Genomic DNA, 16,993 nt, shown 5'->3' on the forward strand with positions numbered 1-16,993 from the left:
GGATGGTATCGCAGCCTTCCCGGTCGGCCAAGTCGCCTGTTGGGTAAGAAAGCACTATAGACGATAGGAATATTCGCTCTTTTCATGGGTTTTTCAAACGTTCGGCCAACGAAGTCGCCAGTTGCGCCGTCAGCCCGTAGACCGACAATTGCGGGTTTGCGCCAATGCTGGTGGGGAACAGCGAGCCGTCATGGATCGACAGGTTGCTGAGCTGATGGTGCCGACCGAGGCTGTCGGTCACGGCGTTTTTCGGGTCTTCGCCCATGGCGCAACCGCCCATCACATGGGCACTGCCCAAGCGTGTGCGATACAACTCAAGGCTCAGGCCGTCGATCAGCGTGCGCGCCTCGGCCAGGGTTTTCACATAGCGCGCATCGGCGTGCATCGGCATCACGGCGTTGGCGCCGCCGGCGAACTGGATCTCGGCCATGCTGTGGAAGGCGCGGCGCAAACCGTCCCAGGCGTAGGGTGAAACCTGATAATCGAGCACGGGCGTGTTGTCGCCGCGCAATTCGACGCTGCCACCGGGGCTGTCCGGGTGAAAGCCATCGCGCAGCAACGCCAGCATGGCGTGGGTATGCGGCAGGTTTTCCATGTGTCGGGCGCTTTCCTGGCCAAAACCGCCGAGTAATGTGGCCGCCAGCGCCGGGTGCAGAGGCGGCACTTCGAGTTTGTAGGCCATCGGACCGGTGGTGCCGTTCTGCCATTGGAAATGGTCGGAATAGATCGACTGCGGCGCGCCGTAGAACGGGTTGATCACTTCGTCGAACAACCCCGCGGACATGTTCACCAAATGCAGGAAGGTGCGCTTGCCCAGACGTTTGTGAGGATCGGGCGCGTCGGAACGCAACAGCAGCGCGGGGCTGTTGATGCCGCCGCCGGCCAGCACGTAATGCCGCGCCTTGACCGTAATCGTCTTGCCCGTGGGCGCAACGCAACGATCATCCATCGCCACGCATTGCAGGCCGGTGACCTTGCCGTCCTTGATCATCAGTTTCTCGGCGCGGGCCAGGTAAAGCAGCTCGCCACCCTTTTCCAGGGTCGCCGGAATCGTTGTGACCATCATCGATTGCTTGGCGTTGGTCGGGCAGCCCATGCCGCAGTAGCCAAGGTTCCAGCAGCCGCGCACGTTGCGCGGGATCACGTGCCAACTGTAGCCGAGCTGCTCGCAGCCTTTGCGAATCACATCGTTGTTGGCGTTCGGCGGGACCATCCAGGGTGCGACGCCCAGACGTTGCTCCATTTTCTCGAACCAAGGCGCCATCTCGGCCGGGCTGTGGCCTTTGACGTTATGCTCCCGGGCCCAGTGTTCGAGCGTCGGCTCCGGCGTGCGGAAACTCGAGGTCCAGTTGATCAGCGTGGTGCCGCCCACTGCGCGGCCCTGAAGGATGGTGATCGCTCCGTCCTTGCTCATGCGGCCGATGCCTTCCTGATAGAGGCTGGTGTAGGCCTGGTCTTCAAGCATCTTGAAGTCGCTGCTGGTCTTGAGCGGACCTTCTTCGATCAACAGCACCTTGTAGCCGGCGTCGCTGAGGATTTCAGCAGTGGTGCCGCCGCCCGCGCCGCTGCCGATGATCGCAACGTCCGCTTCGAGGGTCAGGTCCTGGGTCAGTTGCGAGCCGTTGTGGGTTTTCCAGCCACGGGCCATGCCTTCGCGGAATGGATCGGGTACGGGCATATTCGGGTTCTCTTGTTTTTATATTGAGAAATGTGTCGTTCATCAGGCCGCCTTCGTGGGCAAGCCTCGCTCCTACAGGGGGCGCGCGATCCCTGTAGGAGCGAGGCTTGCCCGCGAAGGGGCCAACTCGGTCTTAAACGGTTGGCGGCCCGGGATACCCACAATGCGCCCACGACTCAGCCCGGCTGTACCACGCCATCATCACCAGTTGCAGCAACGAGCTATGCCCCATGCGCAACAGACTCAACGAGCTGTTTTCCCAGCGATCAAGAAAGTGCCGGATCTCATCGGCGCTGGCGTTTTCCCAACTGCCCCAGATCCCGGTCAACGGCCCGCGAGTCACGGCCATCCCCAGCACATCGAACAACTGCTGAGTGAGCTTGAGCATTTCCGGCGACAGGTGATTCAGGCTGTTATCCAGGCAGTGCAAGGTCTGGTCGAGTGCCATCGGCATTTTTTCGGCGACCACGGCGCCATCGAGCATCACCGGAATCAGCGCCCGTAAAAACAATAGATCGCCGCTGCGCAGGATCGCGAAACCGCTGGCCGGGATGCTCGACGAACACCCGCTGAGGCTCGCGCCGAGTCCGGCGGTGGCAAGAAACGCGCTCGCGCCAAGGCTGAATTTAAGCAGGCCGCGCCGTGACAGCGCGGGTGTATCGGACAGGCTTGGGCTCATTATTGTTATTACCCGGCGGTGAAGGTCGTTAGCGGATAAACAGCTTCTGGATCAATTTCTGAATGGTTTTTCCGTACGGCGGGTAGATCAGTTTCGCCGCGTTGAAACGCTGTTTGATCAGCACACCTTTGGCCTTGCTGAACGTCAGGAAACCTTCGTGGCCGTGGTAATGGCCCATGCCCGAAGGGCCGATGCCACCGAAGGGCATGTCGTCCTGCGCGACGTGCAGCAACGTGTCGTTCAGGCACACGCCTCCGGAATGGGTCTCGTGCAGGACGCGGTTTTGTTCGCGCTTGTCGTAGCCGAAGTAATACAGCGCCAGCGGACGAGGTCGCTGGTTAATGTAGGCAAACGCTTCATCCAGATCCTTGTACGGAACGATCGGCAGCAGCGGACCGAAGATTTCGTCCTGCATCACCATCATCTCGTCGGTGACGTTCAGCAGCAGGCTGTGGCTCATGCGCCGGCCCTGGCCCTGGTCGAACAGCGGAATCAGCAGCGCGCCCTTGCTGGTGGCGTCGCTGATGTAGCCGTTGAGCCGGGCCAGTTGTCGGTCATTGATGATCGCGGTGTAGTCCGGGTTGTCAGCCAGTGTCGGATAAAACCCGCGAACCGCCTGACGGTAGGCTTCGACGAAAGAACCCACGCGGTCTTCCGGCACCATTACGTAGTCCGGGGCGACGCAGGTTTGCCCGGCGTTGAGCGTCTTGCCGAACGCAATGCGTTCGGCGGCGTCCTTCAACGGCACGTCACGAGAGACGATGGCCGGGGATTTGCCGCCCAGTTCCAGCGTTACCGGCGTCAGGTTCTCGGCCGCCGCGCGCATCACGTGTTTGCCGATGCTGGTGGCGCCGGTGAACAGCAGGTGATCGAAACGCAGGCGGGAGAACGCCACGCCGATATCGGCCTCGCCGAGCACCACGCAAACCAGGTCTTCGGGGAAGATCCGGCCCAGCAATTCCTTGAGCAGCAGACCGGTGGCGGGGGTCGATTCGCTGAGTTTGAGCATCACCCGATTGCCCGCCGACAACGCGCCAACCAAAGGGCCGATGGCCAGAAACAGCGGGTAGTTCCACGGCACGATCACCCCGACCACGCCCAGCGGCTGGTAAACGACTTTCGCCGAGGCCGGCTGGAAGGCCACGCCGACCTTGCGTCGCGAGGGTTTCATCCAGCCTTTGAGGTGCTGACTGGCATAGTGAATGCCGTGCAGGCTGGGCATCAGTTCGGCGAGCAGGGTTTCATCGGCGCTGCGGTGGCTGAAGTCCTGGCTGATCGCATCGATCAGGGCCTGACGTTCATTGCTCAACAAATCGCGCAGGGCTTTGAGCCATTGAAGTCGCTGGGCGGCGGGCGGCATCGGGTTGGCGGCATAGGCTGCGCGCTGATCGTCGAAGCGGTTTTGAAGTTCCTCCAGGGGCTGCTGCAGCTTCTGCAGGTAGGCGATGTCAGCAGTCATGGTCGGCTCCGGATTTATTGTAGTGATGAACTTTTTAGAGTCTATGCTCTATAAAGTCAAATGAGATCCTGACATCGCGTTGTTTTATCCGCTCGCGGTTAGGTCGTAAGATGCCCCTCAACGCACTCTGAATTAAAGCTCAAGCCATGGCCCCTCGGATCAAAACCAGCGAGCGCATCGTGCAGAACAGCCTGGAGCTGTTCAACCAGCAGGGTGAGCGCAGCATCAGCACCAACCACATTGCTGCCCACATGGACATTTCTCCGGGCAACCTCTACTACCACTTCCCCAACAAGCAGGCGATCATCGCCGTGCTGTTCAGTGAGTACGAAAGCCTGGTGGACAGCTTCCTGCGCCCGCCCCAGGGGCGCGCCGCGACGGTTGAAGACAAGCGCTTCTACCTTCAGGAGTTGCTGGCGGCGATGTGGCGCTACCGGTTTTTGCATCGTGATCTCGAGCACTTGCTCGACAGCGATCCGGAATTGGCCGCCCGTTATCGGCGCTTTTCCCAGCGCTGCCTGATCTATGGCACGCACATCTACGCGGGATTCGTCGAGGCCGGCATCCTGTCCATGGATAAGGTGCAGATTGAATCCCTGACGCTCAATGCGTGGATCATCCTCACGTCCTGGGTGCGTTTCCTGTGCACCACGCGGGAAAATTCCAATCACCTGAGCGAGCAGGCGATCAAACGCGGCGTGTATCAGGTGCTGGTGCTGGAGGCCGGTTTTGTCACCGATCAGTCTCGCGATGCGGTGAACGCGCTGTACGAGGAGTTTTACGTGCCGCTGGCCCAGGCGCTGGAAGAAGTGCAGTAGGATTCAAAATCGACCATCTCACAGGAGCCCGTTATGCCCATTGCGCAACTGATCAGCCCGCAAGCACTGGACCTGAAAAAGGATCAGCCGGGGTTGGTGATTCTTGATTGTCGTTTTGCCCTCGAAGACCCGGACTACGGCCAGCGCAGCTATGCCGAAGGGCACATCGCCGGGTCGAGCTTCGCTGATCTTGAGCGTGATTTGAGCGGAGCGGTGGTCAAGGGCGTGACCGGGCGCCATCCGTTGCCGCAACCTGCGGACTTGATCGAACGCCTGCAAGCCTGGGGCATCAATGCCGACAGCGATGTGGTTTTGTATGACGACGGCCCCGGTGCCTACGCGGCGCGGGCGTGGTGGTTGCTGGCCTGGCTGGGCAAGCGTGACGGCGTGTTTATCCTCGATGGCGGGCTCAAGGCCTGGCACGCGGCGGGTTTGCCCTTGAGCCTTGATGCGCCCGGTATTGAACGTGGCACCTTCGCGGGAACGCCGGACAATACGCTGCTGTTGAACGCCGAACAGCTTCAGCACCGTCTCGGCCAGCCCGATTTGACCTTGCTCGATGCCCGCGCCTTGCCGCGCTTCAAGGGTGAAGTGGAGCCGATCGACCCGATTGCCGGGCACATTCCCGGCGCGCAATGTGCGGCGTTCACCGATAACCTTGGCAGCGACGGGCGTTTTCTGCCGGCCGATCAGCTCAAGCAGCGCTTTGCCGCGAAACTCGGTCAACGTTCGCCGACCGATCTGGTGGCGTATTGCGGTTCCGGCGTGACGGCGTGCCATAACCTGTTCGCCTTGTGCCTCGCGGGATATCCGTTGGGTTCGTTGTATGCCGGCTCGTGGAGCGAATGGATCAACGACCCCGCGCGTGGAATCGCCACCGGCGAATAAACACAAATCCCCTGTAGGAGCCGGCTTGCCGGCGATGAACGATGACGCGGTCTGCCTGAAATACCGCGGCGCTTCTATCGCCAGCAAGCTGGCTCCTACAGGAGTGCTCTGCGATACGCCCCCGGCCCCACCCCGTAAACCTGCTTGAACTGTCGACTCAGATGACTCTGGTCGGCAAACCCCAGTTGCGTCGCCACTTCCAACGGCAAACAGCCGCCCTGCAACAACGCCCGCGCCCGAGCGATGCGCTGCTGCATCAACCAGGTGTGCGGTGGCATGCCGGTGGCGCTACGGAATACCCGGGCGAAATGAAAGGGCGACAGATTGACCGTTGCCGCGAGTTCTTCCAGCGACGGCGGCGCCGCCAATTGCGCTTGCAGCAGTTCCTTGGCCTGCGTCACCGCCCGGTGTTCCTTGCCGGGTTTGCCGGCGTCCGGAACGGCGGCGTGACGTTGCAGCAGCGACAACATCAACTCTCGCCAGGCAGTCTGCTGTTGCAGGGCGGTGGAGGGCGTTTCGAGCAGGCGATGCAGTTGGCAGAAGCCCTTCACCAGGTCCGGATCGCGATACAGCGTGGCGCCAAATGCCGGCAGGTTGTGGGTCGGCAGTTCCAGCTCATCGAGCAGTGACAGAATCTGCCCGCTGTCGGGATAAAACGCCCGGTACAACCAGCCGTCTTCCGTGCCTTTGTGGCCGGTGTGCAACTCGTCGGGGTTGATCAAAACGAGCGTGCCGCTGCCCGCCAGGTGTTCGGCGCCGCGATAGCGGTAACGCTGGGCGCCGGCCATGATCATGCCGATCACGTAACCGTCATGCACGTGCGGGGCAAAACGGTGTTCGATGTAGCGTGCGGACAACAACTCGACCCCGGCCAAAGGCGCCGTTTGCCAGAAACGGATCGACTCGCCCTGATCGATGTCCATCGGTTTACCCGCGACCTGCAGCGGCCAGCCACTGCGGGATGCGCCGTTCCAGGTAGTAACCCGGCTGCCGGAACGAGCCATCGACGAAGCCGACATGCCCCCCCTTGGCTTGCAGTTCGAATTGAGTGCTGGCGGACAGTTCCTCGGCCTGCGGCAGGCTGTGAGGAAATACGAACGGGTCGTCGGCGGCCTGAATGATCAGCGTCGGCGTGCGGATTTCGCCCAGAAAGTAGCGGCTAGAGGCGCGGCGATAGTAATCCTGCGCATCGGTGAAACCGTGCAGTGGCGCGGTCACCCGGCCATCGAAATCCCAGAACGTGCGCATGTTTTCCAGCGAACCCAGCGCGGCCAATTCCGCCAGACCATCCTCGCGCCCGTCATGCTGGAACTGCCGCTGCTTGTTCTTGATGTAGGCGACCATCTCGCGCATGAAGTGCGCCTGATACACCTTCGAAAAACCCTGGCCGATGCGGTCGGCGCACTGATCGAGCCGAAACGGCACCGACACCGCCACGGCACCGAGCACGCCACTGTCGCTGCCGGTTTCACCCAAGTGTTTGAGCAAAACGTTGCCGCCGAGGGAATAACCGACCGCATACAGCGGCGCGAGCGGCCGTTTGGCCCGCAGGTGCTTGATGGTTTCGGCCAAATCTTCGCTGGCGCCGGAATGGTAGCTGCGCGGCAACAGATTCGGTTCGCCGGAGCAGCCGCGCCAGTTCAGCGCGACGCTGGCCCAGCCTTGGTCGCCCAAGGCTTTTTGCACGCCGGCCACGTAAGGCGAATTGGAAGAGCCGGTCAGGCCATGCAGCACCAGCACCAGCGGTGCATCGGCGCTGTGTGGGCCGTGCCAGTCCAGGTCAAGAAAGTCGCCATCTTCGAGCCATAAGCGTTCGCGTTCGCGCTCGATGTGCGTGGTTTTGCGCCAAAGCGGTCCCCACAAGGTCTGCAAGTGCGGGTTGCCGAGGCCAAAGGCAGGGGTGAAGCGTTCTGACGGAAAAGACACGATTGCTCTCGATGCAGCGGTGCGCAACCTGTGCGCACCTTTTCAGGCCGGTTGGTTAACCGGCGATCTCTGCCATACGTTGCCACAACGAGTAGTGCATCTGCCCGAATTTCTATCGATGCTGCCTCATCTCAAGCAGGCAATGGCTAATCTATCCGATGATGTCGCCAACCGATCCGGAGCTTTTTACTGTTCCATGGGGAAAATATAACCAACTGTGGCACGCTCACGGATCAGGTAGGTCTGGGCGGCTTTCTGGATATCATCCGGGGTGACACTCTCCAGTTGCGCGATCTCAAGATCTATCAATTCCCACGGCAATCCGTTTGCAACTAAAAGTCCAATAATTTCCGACTGTCCAGAGAGTGTGTCGTTGATGTTTTTTTGTTCATTGCTGGCGTTTTCGATTGCTGCCACAAGTTCGGCCTGGGAGAACGGCGTGCGCTTAACGTCCTCCAACAACGCCCAGAAATGAGCTTCCGCTTCGCCTGGATCTCCCTCGAAATGAAAAGCAAGGCTTAGGCGGGTATCACCCCGATTGAATCGAGGCATGTTAGAGGCGGGTGGAGAAAGATGTGCCCCCGTGAACGCCGGGTCGAGGTGAGCGGAACTCAGTACTTGCAACGCCCTGAGGGAATGCGGTTCGGTTGTGGTCACTAAACTCGGTACGTTGAAGATGATCAACATCAGGGGGCGTTTAGTATCCAGGTGCTGTGTTATTTGGCGATATCCGGGTTCTGACGGCCCAAGGATAAAGGGACGGTCTGGTACATCGCTTTGGGCAATGTCCCCGAAATAGTGCTCGGTAAGGCGTTTGACCTCGTCTGGTTCGACGTCTCCCGCCACAACCAGAACTGCATTGTTTGGCCCATACCAGGTTTTTTGCCAATGCCGGATTTTTTCCAGGTTTAAACGTTCAAGGCTTGCGGTCATACCCTCGGGTGACTGGTAGTAGCTCGACCCTGTTTCTATTAATGCTTCCAGTTCCGGGCTGAATAAAGTGGCTGAAATGAACGAAGACTTTTCTTTGCTTTTGAGAATACTGTCATCCCAGTGACGACGGAATACTTCGTCTGATGGCTCTTTTTTCATCACCGTGGACTGGAGTACAAAAGCCGTTTCAAGTTGTCCACGCGGCATCTGTAGCTCAATGCAAGTGCTGTCTTGTGCGGCGTAGTTAAAGTAGTCGCCGCCCACTTCCTCCACAAGGCTATGGTCATAGTCATCGACGAGTGCATTCATAACGATAGAGCTAATATCTTGCTCATCAGGATGCTCATAGCTGGACCCGACTTTGTAGAGTAGCGTCGAGTAGAATTCGGCTTTGCGATGATCTTCGCGCACGATAACCCTCAAGCCATTATCAAGCGTGAAGTCATGAGTCGGGCGGGATGGGGTTTCTTTGGTTGATGCATTCATCCGTCAACAATCCTTTGCGTCCATGCGAGTTATTTCGCACGTTCACAATGGGTTAACGCAGTAGAACCCTGCTACATGGAATGTGTTGCCGTTTGAAAAACAAGCGGAGTGGGTAACAGGATGGGCAACTTGCCCATCCCGGTGATTTTTAAGAAGGTGTTTCTATGCTTCGTTGCCACAACGAATAGTAGACGCGCCCGGATTTCTGCTCGCGGTGCAGGCGCCAGTTGGCCGGCAGGCCGAGCGTCGAGGGGGCGGTTTCGCTTTCGGTGTACACCCACGCGTCGTCCGCCAGCCATTGGCGCTCTTCGAGCAGGGTGCATACGGTCGGCAACAGGTTCTGGTTGAACGGCGGGTCGAGGAACACCAGGTCGTAAGCCACTGCTGGCTGGGTTTCCAGATAGCGCAAGGCGTCGGCAGTCTGAACCTGGCCGGTGGTGCAACGCAGCGTGCCCAGATGTTCCTTCAGGCTGGACACCGCGATATTGCTCGCATCCAGCGCCTGGCCCATGGCCGCGCCACGGGACAAGGCTTCAAGAAACAGCGCGCCGCTGCCGGCGAACGGGTCGAGTACCTTGGCTCCGGCCACGTACGGCGCGAGCCAGTTGAACAGGGTTTCACGCACCCGGTCCGGGGTCGGACGCAGGCCCGGCGCGTCAGGGAAGCTCAACTTTCGGCTGCGCCATTCGCCGCCGATGATGCGCAGTTGGTTCACGCCGTTGTGCACGTTATGAACAGGTTTTTTTGGACGGGAAGTGGCCATTAATGCTCCGGAACCCCGAGCGGCTGCTCGGCAGGTTTATCAGTAGGGGCCGGTAACGGCTTTTGCGGCACGGTCGGGCCAGCGCTGACGATGACCATTTTGTCCGTGCTCAAGTGTTTGTTCAGTGCGGCTTTGACTTGTTCGACTGTCAGGCTCTGGGACTGCTGCATGAAGTCCTCCAGATAGCTCAACGGCAGATTGTAGAAACCCATCGCGCCGAGTTGGCCGACGATGTCGGCGTTGCTGGCGGTGGACAGCGGGAAGCTGCCGGCCAGTTCACGCTTGGCGTCGTCGAGTTCTTTTTCGGTCGGGCCGGTCTTAAGGTAGTCGGCGAGCACGTCCTGCACCAGTTTCAGCGTGCCTTCGCTCATCTCGGCGCGCGTTTGCAGGTTGATCATGAACGGGCCGCGCGCCTGCATCGGGGTGAAGCCCGAATATACGCCGTACGTCAGGCCGCGCTTCTCGCGCACTTCACTCATCAAGCGGGTGCCGAAGCCACCGCCGCCGAGGATCTGGTTGCCCATGGACAGTGCGGCGTAATCCGGATCGTCACGGTCGATGCCCAGTTGCGCGAGCATCAGGTTGGTCTGCTTGGACGGAAACTCGATGTGGCCGATGCTGGCTTTCGGTTCTTCAGGTTGCGGCAGTTTCGCCAGCGCCGGGCCTTTTGGCAGCGCACTGGAGACTTGCGCAGCAATCGCCTCGGCTTCGGCGCGGGACAGGTCCCCCACCAGCGCTATCACCACGTTGCCGGCGGCGTAGGCTTTTTCATGGAACGCCTTCAACTGAGCCAGGGTGATGGCTGGTACGGTTTTCGCCGTGCCATCGCTGGAATGCGCGTACGGGTGATCGCCGTACAAGCGGTTCATCAGCTCGATACTGGCCAGTTTGCCGGGGTTCTGTTTCTGGTATTCGAAGCCGGCGAGCATCTGGTTCTTGATGCGCGCAAATGAATCGGCGGGGAAGGTCGGTTTGCCGACAACTTCGGAGAACAGCTTCAACGCAGGCTCGCGTTTGTCGGTGGCACTGAGGCTGCGCAGCGACGCCAGCGCCATGTCCTTGAACGCACCGTTGCCAAAGTCAGCGCCCAGGCCTTCGAAGCCCTGAGCGATAGCGCCGACATCTTTGCCGGCCACACCTTCGTTGAGCATCGCATTGGTCAGTACCGCCAGGCCCGGCGCATCGCCGTCCTGGCTGCTGCCGGCGGCGAAGATCAGGCGCATGTCGAACATCGGCAACTCGCGGGCTTCAACGAACAACACCTTGGCGCCTTCGGCGGTGTTCCAGGTTTGCACGTTGAGCGAGCGGCGGCTCGGTGCCTTGCCGTCGAGTTCGGCCAGCGATTGCAGTTTCTGGCTGGACTTGGCCTTGTCGAGGGCTTCGCTGGCGTTGGAGTGGTCGGTCTTCAGGAAATAGAAGGCAGCGGAGCCAATCAATGCGACAGCGACCAGGCCGATCAGGGCCAGACGTGGTTTTTTATGCTCACTCATGAGTCGTCTCCAGTGGCAGGACATGGGCGACGCTGAGACGTTCGCGGGTGAAATACAGCTTGGCGGCTTTCTGGATGTCTTCTGGCGTGACGCTTTCCAGTTCAGCCAGTTCGGTGTCCATCAGCTTCCAGGACAGGCCGACGGTTTCCAGTTGGCCGATAGCGGTGGCCTGGCTGGTGATCGAATCGCGCTCGTAAACCAGGCCGGCGATCACCTGAGCCCGCACCCGCTCCAGCTCTTCGGCAGACGGTGCGGTGGTTTTCAGCTGCTCGAGCAGCTTCCACAAACCGGCTTCGGCCTGGGCCATGGTTTTGTTTTTCTGGGTGTTCGGCGATGCCGACAGGGTGAACAGGCTGTCGCCGCGAGTGTAGGCGTCGTAGCTCGACGAACCGCCGGACACCAGCTCTTCGCCGCGCTCCAGTTGGGTCGGGATGCGTCCGCTGTAGCCGCCGTCGAGCAGGGCCGAGATCAGGCGCAAGGCGTTGACCGAACGTTTGTCTTCGGCAGTGGCGATGCTTGGCACGTTGAAGCCCAGCATCAGGCTCGGCAGTTGGGTCTGCACGTGCAGCGTAATCTGCCGTTCGCCGGGCTCGGCCAGTTCGACCGGTTTTTTCGCCGGTGGCACGTCGCGTTTGGCGATCGGGCCGAAGTAGCGCTGGGCCAGGGTTTTCACTTCGTCCGGCGTCACGTCGCCGACCACCACCAGCGTGGCGTTGTTCGGCACGTACCAGGATTGGTACCAGTGGCGCAGCTCTTCGACTTTCATGCGGTCCAGGTCAGCCATCCAGCCGATGGTCGGCGTGTGGTAACCGCTGGCCGGGTAGGCCATGGCCTTGAAGCGTTCGTAGGCCTTGGACATCGGCTTGTCGTCGGTGCGCAGGCGACGTTCTTCTTTAATGACTTCGATCTCGCGGGCGAACTCGTCGGCCGGCAGGCGCAGGCTGGCCATGCGGTCGGCTTCGAGCTCGAAGGCCACGCCCAGACGGTCGCGGGCCAGCACCTGGTAATAAGCGGTGAAGTCGTCGCTGGTGAACGCATTCTCTTCGGCGCCGAGGTCTCGCAGGATCAGCGAGGCTTCGCCGGGACCGACTTTCTCGCTGCCCTTGAACATCATGTGTTCCAGGGCGTGGGACAAACCGGTCTGTCCCGGCGTCTCGTAGCTGGAGCCGACCTTGTACCAGACCTGGGAAACCACCACCGGCGCGCGATGGTCTTCGCGCACGATGACCTTCAGGCCATTGTCGAGGGTGAATTCGTGGGTGGGTTGCGGATCGGCAGCAAAGACTGAAAGTGGCAGACAAACTGTGCTGAGCAGCAGGCCTGCAGCGCGGCGGGCTAGAGCATTCATTCGTTTTTAAACCTGTTGAGCTGCCCGCTTGGTCTTAGCGTCGGCGGGCGAGAGGGTGCTAGGATACTGATCCGTTTTACTGGCGGCCACGCCTATCAGGCCTTTGCGTTTGATCAGGTTGTATGGGTTTGCGGCAGAAGGTTGGAATTTATCAACTAAACTCTGCTTTTTCGCCGATTTTGCCGCGTTAGTCCTTCGTGAAATCGTTTCCGTGAGGTGCCACTTGCACCTCTACAAAATGTTGCGCGTGAACAAGCTGGGTCAATCGCAGTCTGTTCTGCATCGAATATTTATTTGCCGAGGCGCCCTTTGGCGCGTCGCTACCGTGAGATAGCCGTCCTCCATGTTTGGTTCCAACGACGACAAGAAAGCCCCAGCTGCGGCTGGCGAGAAGAAAAGCCTGTTCGGATGGCTGCGCAAAAAGCCGCAGGAAACCGTCGTCGAACAGCCACAGCCCATTCCTGAGCCAGTACCTGCGCCGGTAATAGATGAAGCGCCAGCGCCGGTTGTCCTGCCGATCTCCGAGCCGGTGCCGCAAACGCTGGTTGAGGCCGCGCCTGACGTCGTGGCTGAACAGCCGCTGACGCCTGCCGCCGAGCCATGGCTGACCTTGCCGGTAGCGGAAGAGCCGGTATCGTTGGTCGAAGACGAACTGGCGCCGCACATTACGCCGCCGATTCCTGCGCCGAGTGCGTTTTCTCCTGCGCCCGTTCAGGTGCCAGTGATTGAGCCAGTTGTTGTGGCCGAACCTGCGCCTGTTGTTCCTGAGCCTGTGATTCCAGCCTTTGTTGCGCCGGCTGCTCCAGTTGTTCAAGCACCAGTGCCTGCGCCGGTCGTTGCTCCCGTTGCCGCCGCGCCCGTCGTGCCGGTCGAAACACCCGCCGAGCCTGTGCGTACCGAAGAAACCAAAGCCGGTTTCTTCGCCCGCCTCAAGCAAGGCCTGTCCAAGACCAGCGCCAGCATCGGCGAAGGCATGGCGAGCCTGTTCCTTGGCAAGAAGATCATCGATGACGAGCTGCTCGAAGACATCGAAACCCGTCTGCTGACCGCCGACGTGGGTGTTGAAGCGACTTCGGTAATCATCCAGCGCCTGACCCAAAAGGTTGCCCGCAAAGAGCTGGCCGATGCCGACGCGCTGTACAAGTCCCTGCAGGCTGAACTGGCGGCGATGCTCAAACCGGTCGAGCAACCCCTGAAAATCACCTCGCAGAACAAGCCGTTCGTGATCCTGGTCGTTGGCGTCAACGGCGCCGGCAAGACCACCACCATCGGCAAGCTGGCGAAGAAGCTGCAACTCGAAGGCAAGAAAGTCATGCTGGCGGCGGGCGACACCTTCCGCGCCGCCGCAGTCGAGCAATTGCAGGTCTGGGGCGAGCGCAACAAGATTCCGGTGATCGCCCAGCACACCGGCGCCGACTCGGCTTCGGTGATCTTCGACGCCGTGCAGGCCGCCAAGGCCCGTGGCATTGACGTGTTGATCGCCGACACCGCCGGTCGCCTGCACACCAAAGACAATTTGATGGAAGAGTTGAAGAAGGTTCGCCGGGTTATCGGCAAGCTCGACGCCGACGCGCCGCACGAAGTGCTGCTGGTGCTCGATGCCGGCACCGGGCAGAACGCCATCAACCAGGCCAAGCAATTCAACCAGACCGTCGAACTGACCGGCCTGGCCCTGACCAAACTCGATGGAACCGCCAAGGGCGGGGTGATTTTCGCCCTGGCCAAGCAGTTCGGCTTGCCGATTCGCTACATCGGCGTCGGTGAAGGCATCGATGACTTGCGTACCTTTGAAGCAGAACCCTTTGTCCAGGCACTGTTTGCCGAGCGGGAGCGTTCATGATTCGTTTCGAACAGGTCGGTAAACGCTACCCGAACGGTCACGTCGGCTTGCATGAGCTGAGCTTTCGAGTCCGTCGGGGCGAATTCTTGTTTGTAACCGGCCATTCCGGCGCCGGTAAAAGCACCTTGTTGCGCCTGCTGCTGGCCATGGAGCGTCCGACCACCGGCAAATTGCTGCTGGCCGGTCAGGACCTCGGCACCATCAGCAACGCGCAGATTCCTTACCTGCGTCGGCAGATCGGCGTGGTGTTCCAGAACCACCAGTTGCTGTTCGATCGCACGGTGTTCAACAACGTGGCCCTGCCGTTGCAGATTCTTGGTTTGTCCAAGGCCGAAATCGCCAAGCGTGTGGATTCGGCACTGGAGCGCGTGGCGCTGTCGGACAAAACCGATCTGTACCCCGGCGACCTGTCCACCGGCCAGCAACAGCGCGTAGGTATCGCCCGCGCCATCGTTCACCGCCCGGCCTTGCTGCTGGCGGATGAACCGACCGGTAACCTCGACCCGCGCCTAGCGGCCGAGATCATGGGTGTGTTCGAAGACATCAACCGTCTGGGCACCAGCGTGCTGATCGCCAGTCACGACCTGGCCCTGATCGCGCGCATGCGTCACCGTATGCTGACTCTGCAACGCGGCCGACTGATCGGTGACGGGGAGGCTGGGGAATGAGTGCGACACGCAGCCCTAAAGTCTCCGAGCGCGTGGCGCCGAAAGCCGCCGATCCGCAACCGCAGAAGAAAAAACACGACGATGACGACGGTCCGGACTTCGCCACGCTGTTCCGCGCCTGGATAGAAAGCCATCGCGCCAGTCTGCTGGACAGTCTGCGGCGCCTGGGCAAGCATCCTATCGGCAGTTTCTTCACCTGCATGGTGATGGCGGTTGCCCTGAGCTTGCCGATGGGTCTGTCACTTTTGCTAAGTAACGTCGAGCGTCTCGGCGGTTCCTGGCAGCGCGCGGCGCAGATTTCCCTGTACCTGCAACTTGAGGTCAGCCCGGCTGAAGGCGAATCGTTGCGCGATCAGATCAAAGGCATTCGAGGTGTAGCTGATGCCGAATATGTCGGTCGTGATCAGGCGCTGGAAGAGTTTCAGCAGCAGTCCGGCCTGGGCGAAGCGTTGAAGGAACTGCCGGAAAACCCGCTGCCAGGCGTGGTGCTGGTGACCCCGAACGAAGTCGACAAGCCCGCGCTTGAAGCATTACGACAAAAACTTTCCGAGCTGCCGAAGGTACAACAGGCACAACTTGATCTAGTCTGGGTCGAGCGTCTGGCAGCCATCCTCAAGCTGGGTGACCGTTTTGTCTTCGGTCTGACCGTGCTTCTGATTTCTGCATTACTTTTGGTGATAGGCAATACCATTCGTCTTCATATTGAAAACCGCCGCACAGAGATAGAAGTGATTAAACTCGTCGGCGGCACTGACAGCTATGTGCGCAGGCCCTTTCTATATATGGGCGCGTTGTATGGCTTCGGTGCGGGGATACTTTCCTGGGGCGTATTGGCGTTTGGCCTGAACTGGCTGAACGAGGCAGTGGTTGGACTGGCCGGTTTGTATGGCAGTAATTTTGCGCTGGCCGGAGTGCCAGTTGCCGACGGTCTGTCTCTCTTGCTTGGCGCGGTGCTGTTAGGGTATATCGGTGCATGGATTGCAGTCGCACGCCACCTGAGGGAGCTTGCGCCTAAGTAGTATCATTTTGCTCGTATTGACCTTTCAGCGTTTATGGGAACTTGTCTTTTGGTTTCCGGTCAATTTTCGCAGTGCTGAACTGCACGAGTTTGTAAGACGGAGGTTTTTTCGTATGACCAATTCTTTGCAACCTGCATATGCTCTGGTCCCGGGTGCGAACCTGGAGGCCTACGTGCACACCGTGAACAGCATTCCATTGCTGACGCCGGAGCAGGAGCGTGAACTGGCCGAGAGTCTCTACTATGAGCAGGATTTGGGGGCGGCTCGGCAGATGGTGCTCGCCCACCTGCGTTTTGTCGTACATATCGCCCGTAGCTATTCCGGCTACGGTCTGGCTCAGGCTGACCTGATCCAGGAAGGTAACGTCGGTCTGATGAAGGCCGTGAAGCGCTTCAACCCGGAAATGGGTGTGCGTCTGGTTTCGTTCGCTGTGCACTGGATCAAGGCGGAAATTCACGAGTTCATCCTGCGCAACTGGCGCATTGTGAAAGTCGCGACCACCAAGGCCCAGCGCAAGCTGTTCTTCAACCTGCGCAGCCAGAAGAAACGTCTGGCGTGGCTGAACAACGAGGAAGTCCATCGCGTGGCGGAAAGCCTCGGCGTAGAGCCGCGGGAAGTGCGCGAGATGGAAAGCCGACTGACCGGCCATGACATGGCCTTCGACCCGGCCGCAGAAGCGGACGACGACAGCGCTTTCCAGTCGCCGGCCAACTATCTGGAAGACCACCGGTACGACCCGGCCCGTCAACTGGAAGACGCCGACTGGAGCGACAACTCCAATCACAACCTGCACGAAGCGCTGGAAGTGCTGGACGACCGCAGCCGTGACATCCTTTATCAGCGCTGGTTGGCTGAAGAGAAAGCCACGCTGCACGACCTGGCGCAGAAGTACAACGTGTCGGCCGAGCGTATTCGTCAGCTTGAGAAGAGCGCGATGAACAAGCTCAAGTTGTCGATCGCCGCCTAAGCTGCGCGAAGGCAATAAAAAACGCCCCGAT

At 60.0% G+C, this 16,993-nt stretch carries 15 protein-coding genes; 6 read left to right on the top strand and 9 right to left on the bottom strand.

The annotated features are described in order from the left end of the window. Positions 1-82: 82 nt before the first annotated feature. From IB246_RS06815 to IB246_RS06825, 3 genes are all read right to left on the bottom strand, one after another. The gene (locus tag IB246_RS06815; protein WP_008040786.1) at positions 83-1,678 is read right to left on the bottom strand and encodes a GMC family oxidoreductase; all 1,596 of its coding nucleotides are present in this window, start codon (positions 1,676-1,678) and stop codon (positions 83-85) included. Positions 1,679-1,811: 133 nt separating this feature from the next. Continuing rightward, positions 1,812-2,357, bottom strand: a complete 546-nt coding sequence (locus IB246_RS06820) for a hypothetical protein (protein WP_008040787.1) — start codon at positions 2,355-2,357, stop codon at positions 1,812-1,814. A 28-nt stretch (positions 2,358-2,385) separates the two neighbouring features. Continuing rightward, positions 2,386-3,816 (bottom strand): coniferyl aldehyde dehydrogenase, encoded by a 1,431-nt coding sequence (locus IB246_RS06825; RefSeq protein WP_008040788.1) that lies wholly within the window; start codon positions 3,814-3,816, stop codon positions 2,386-2,388. A gap of 146 nt (positions 3,817-3,962) precedes the next feature. Between IB246_RS06825 and IB246_RS06830 the strand changes: the two genes are divergently transcribed. Both IB246_RS06830 and IB246_RS06835 read left to right on the top strand, forming a co-directional pair. Further along, positions 3,963-4,634, top strand: coding sequence for a TetR/AcrR family transcriptional regulator (locus IB246_RS06830; RefSeq protein ID WP_008026133.1), 672 nt, complete (start codon positions 3,963-3,965; stop codon positions 4,632-4,634). Positions 4,635-4,667: 33 nt separating this feature from the next. Then, positions 4,668-5,522: a sulfurtransferase gene (locus IB246_RS06835; RefSeq protein WP_008026135.1), complete on the top strand. Its 855-nt coding sequence runs from the start codon at positions 4,668-4,670 to the stop codon at positions 5,520-5,522. Between the two features lie 95 nt (positions 5,523-5,617). Here IB246_RS06835 and IB246_RS06840 read toward each other — a convergent pair whose 3' ends face one another. The 6 genes from IB246_RS06840 to IB246_RS06865 form a co-directional block, all read right to left on the bottom strand. Continuing rightward, on the bottom strand, positions 5,618-6,445 hold the full coding sequence (locus IB246_RS06840) for an AraC family transcriptional regulator (RefSeq protein WP_008040789.1): 828 nt from the start codon (positions 6,443-6,445) through the stop codon (positions 5,618-5,620). 4 nt (positions 6,446-6,449) lie between these two features. Then, positions 6,450-7,448, bottom strand: a complete 999-nt coding sequence (locus IB246_RS06845; RefSeq protein ID WP_008026140.1) for a hydrolase — start codon at positions 7,446-7,448, stop codon at positions 6,450-6,452. A gap of 186 nt (positions 7,449-7,634) precedes the next feature. Beyond that, a complete protein-coding gene (locus IB246_RS06850; RefSeq protein ID WP_032832558.1) occupies positions 7,635-8,867 on the bottom strand; it encodes a M16 family metallopeptidase in 1,233 nt (410 codons plus the stop codon). A 148-nt stretch (positions 8,868-9,015) separates the two neighbouring features. Continuing rightward, positions 9,016-9,630 carry a 16S rRNA (guanine(966)-N(2))-methyltransferase RsmD gene (rsmD, locus tag IB246_RS06855; protein ID WP_008040791.1) on the bottom strand — a complete coding sequence of 205 codons (615 nt, stop codon included), beginning with the start codon at positions 9,628-9,630 and terminating at the stop codon, positions 9,016-9,018. Further along, the gene (locus IB246_RS06860; RefSeq protein WP_008040792.1) at positions 9,630-11,120 is read right to left on the bottom strand and encodes a M16 family metallopeptidase; all 1,491 of its coding nucleotides are present in this window, start codon (positions 11,118-11,120) and stop codon (positions 9,630-9,632) included. The genes rsmD and IB246_RS06860 overlap by 1 nt, the downstream gene beginning before the upstream one ends. Next, positions 11,113-12,468, bottom strand: a complete 1,356-nt coding sequence (locus tag IB246_RS06865; protein WP_008040793.1) for a M16 family metallopeptidase — start codon at positions 12,466-12,468, stop codon at positions 11,113-11,115. Before IB246_RS06865 ends, IB246_RS06860 begins: the two co-directional genes overlap by 8 nt. Before the next feature lie 343 nt (positions 12,469-12,811). Between IB246_RS06865 and ftsY the strand changes: the two genes are divergently transcribed. The 4 genes from ftsY (at position 12,812) to rpoH (ending at position 16,962) form a co-directional block, all read left to right on the top strand. Beyond that, positions 12,812-14,308 (top strand): signal recognition particle-docking protein FtsY, encoded by a 1,497-nt coding sequence (ftsY, locus tag IB246_RS06870; protein WP_008040794.1) that lies wholly within the window; start codon positions 12,812-12,814, stop codon positions 14,306-14,308. Continuing rightward, on the top strand, positions 14,305-14,976 hold the full coding sequence (gene ftsE, locus IB246_RS06875; protein ID WP_008026149.1) for a cell division ATP-binding protein FtsE: 672 nt from the start codon (positions 14,305-14,307) through the stop codon (positions 14,974-14,976). Before ftsY ends, ftsE begins: the two co-directional genes overlap by 4 nt. Next, the gene (ftsX, locus tag IB246_RS06880) at positions 14,973-15,995 is read left to right on the top strand and encodes a permease-like cell division protein FtsX (protein ID WP_008026150.1); all 1,023 of its coding nucleotides are present in this window, start codon (positions 14,973-14,975) and stop codon (positions 15,993-15,995) included. The genes ftsE and ftsX overlap by 4 nt, the downstream gene beginning before the upstream one ends. Before the next feature lie 112 nt (positions 15,996-16,107). After that, the gene (rpoH, locus tag IB246_RS06885; RefSeq protein WP_007897890.1) at positions 16,108-16,962 is read left to right on the top strand and encodes an RNA polymerase sigma factor RpoH; all 855 of its coding nucleotides are present in this window, start codon (positions 16,108-16,110) and stop codon (positions 16,960-16,962) included. Positions 16,963-16,993 lie beyond the last annotated feature (31 nt).

This window comes from Pseudomonas sp. PDM01 (genome assembly GCF_014852325.1).
Taxonomy (GTDB): Bacteria; Pseudomonadota; Gammaproteobacteria; order Pseudomonadales; family Pseudomonadaceae; genus Aquipseudomonas; species Aquipseudomonas migulae.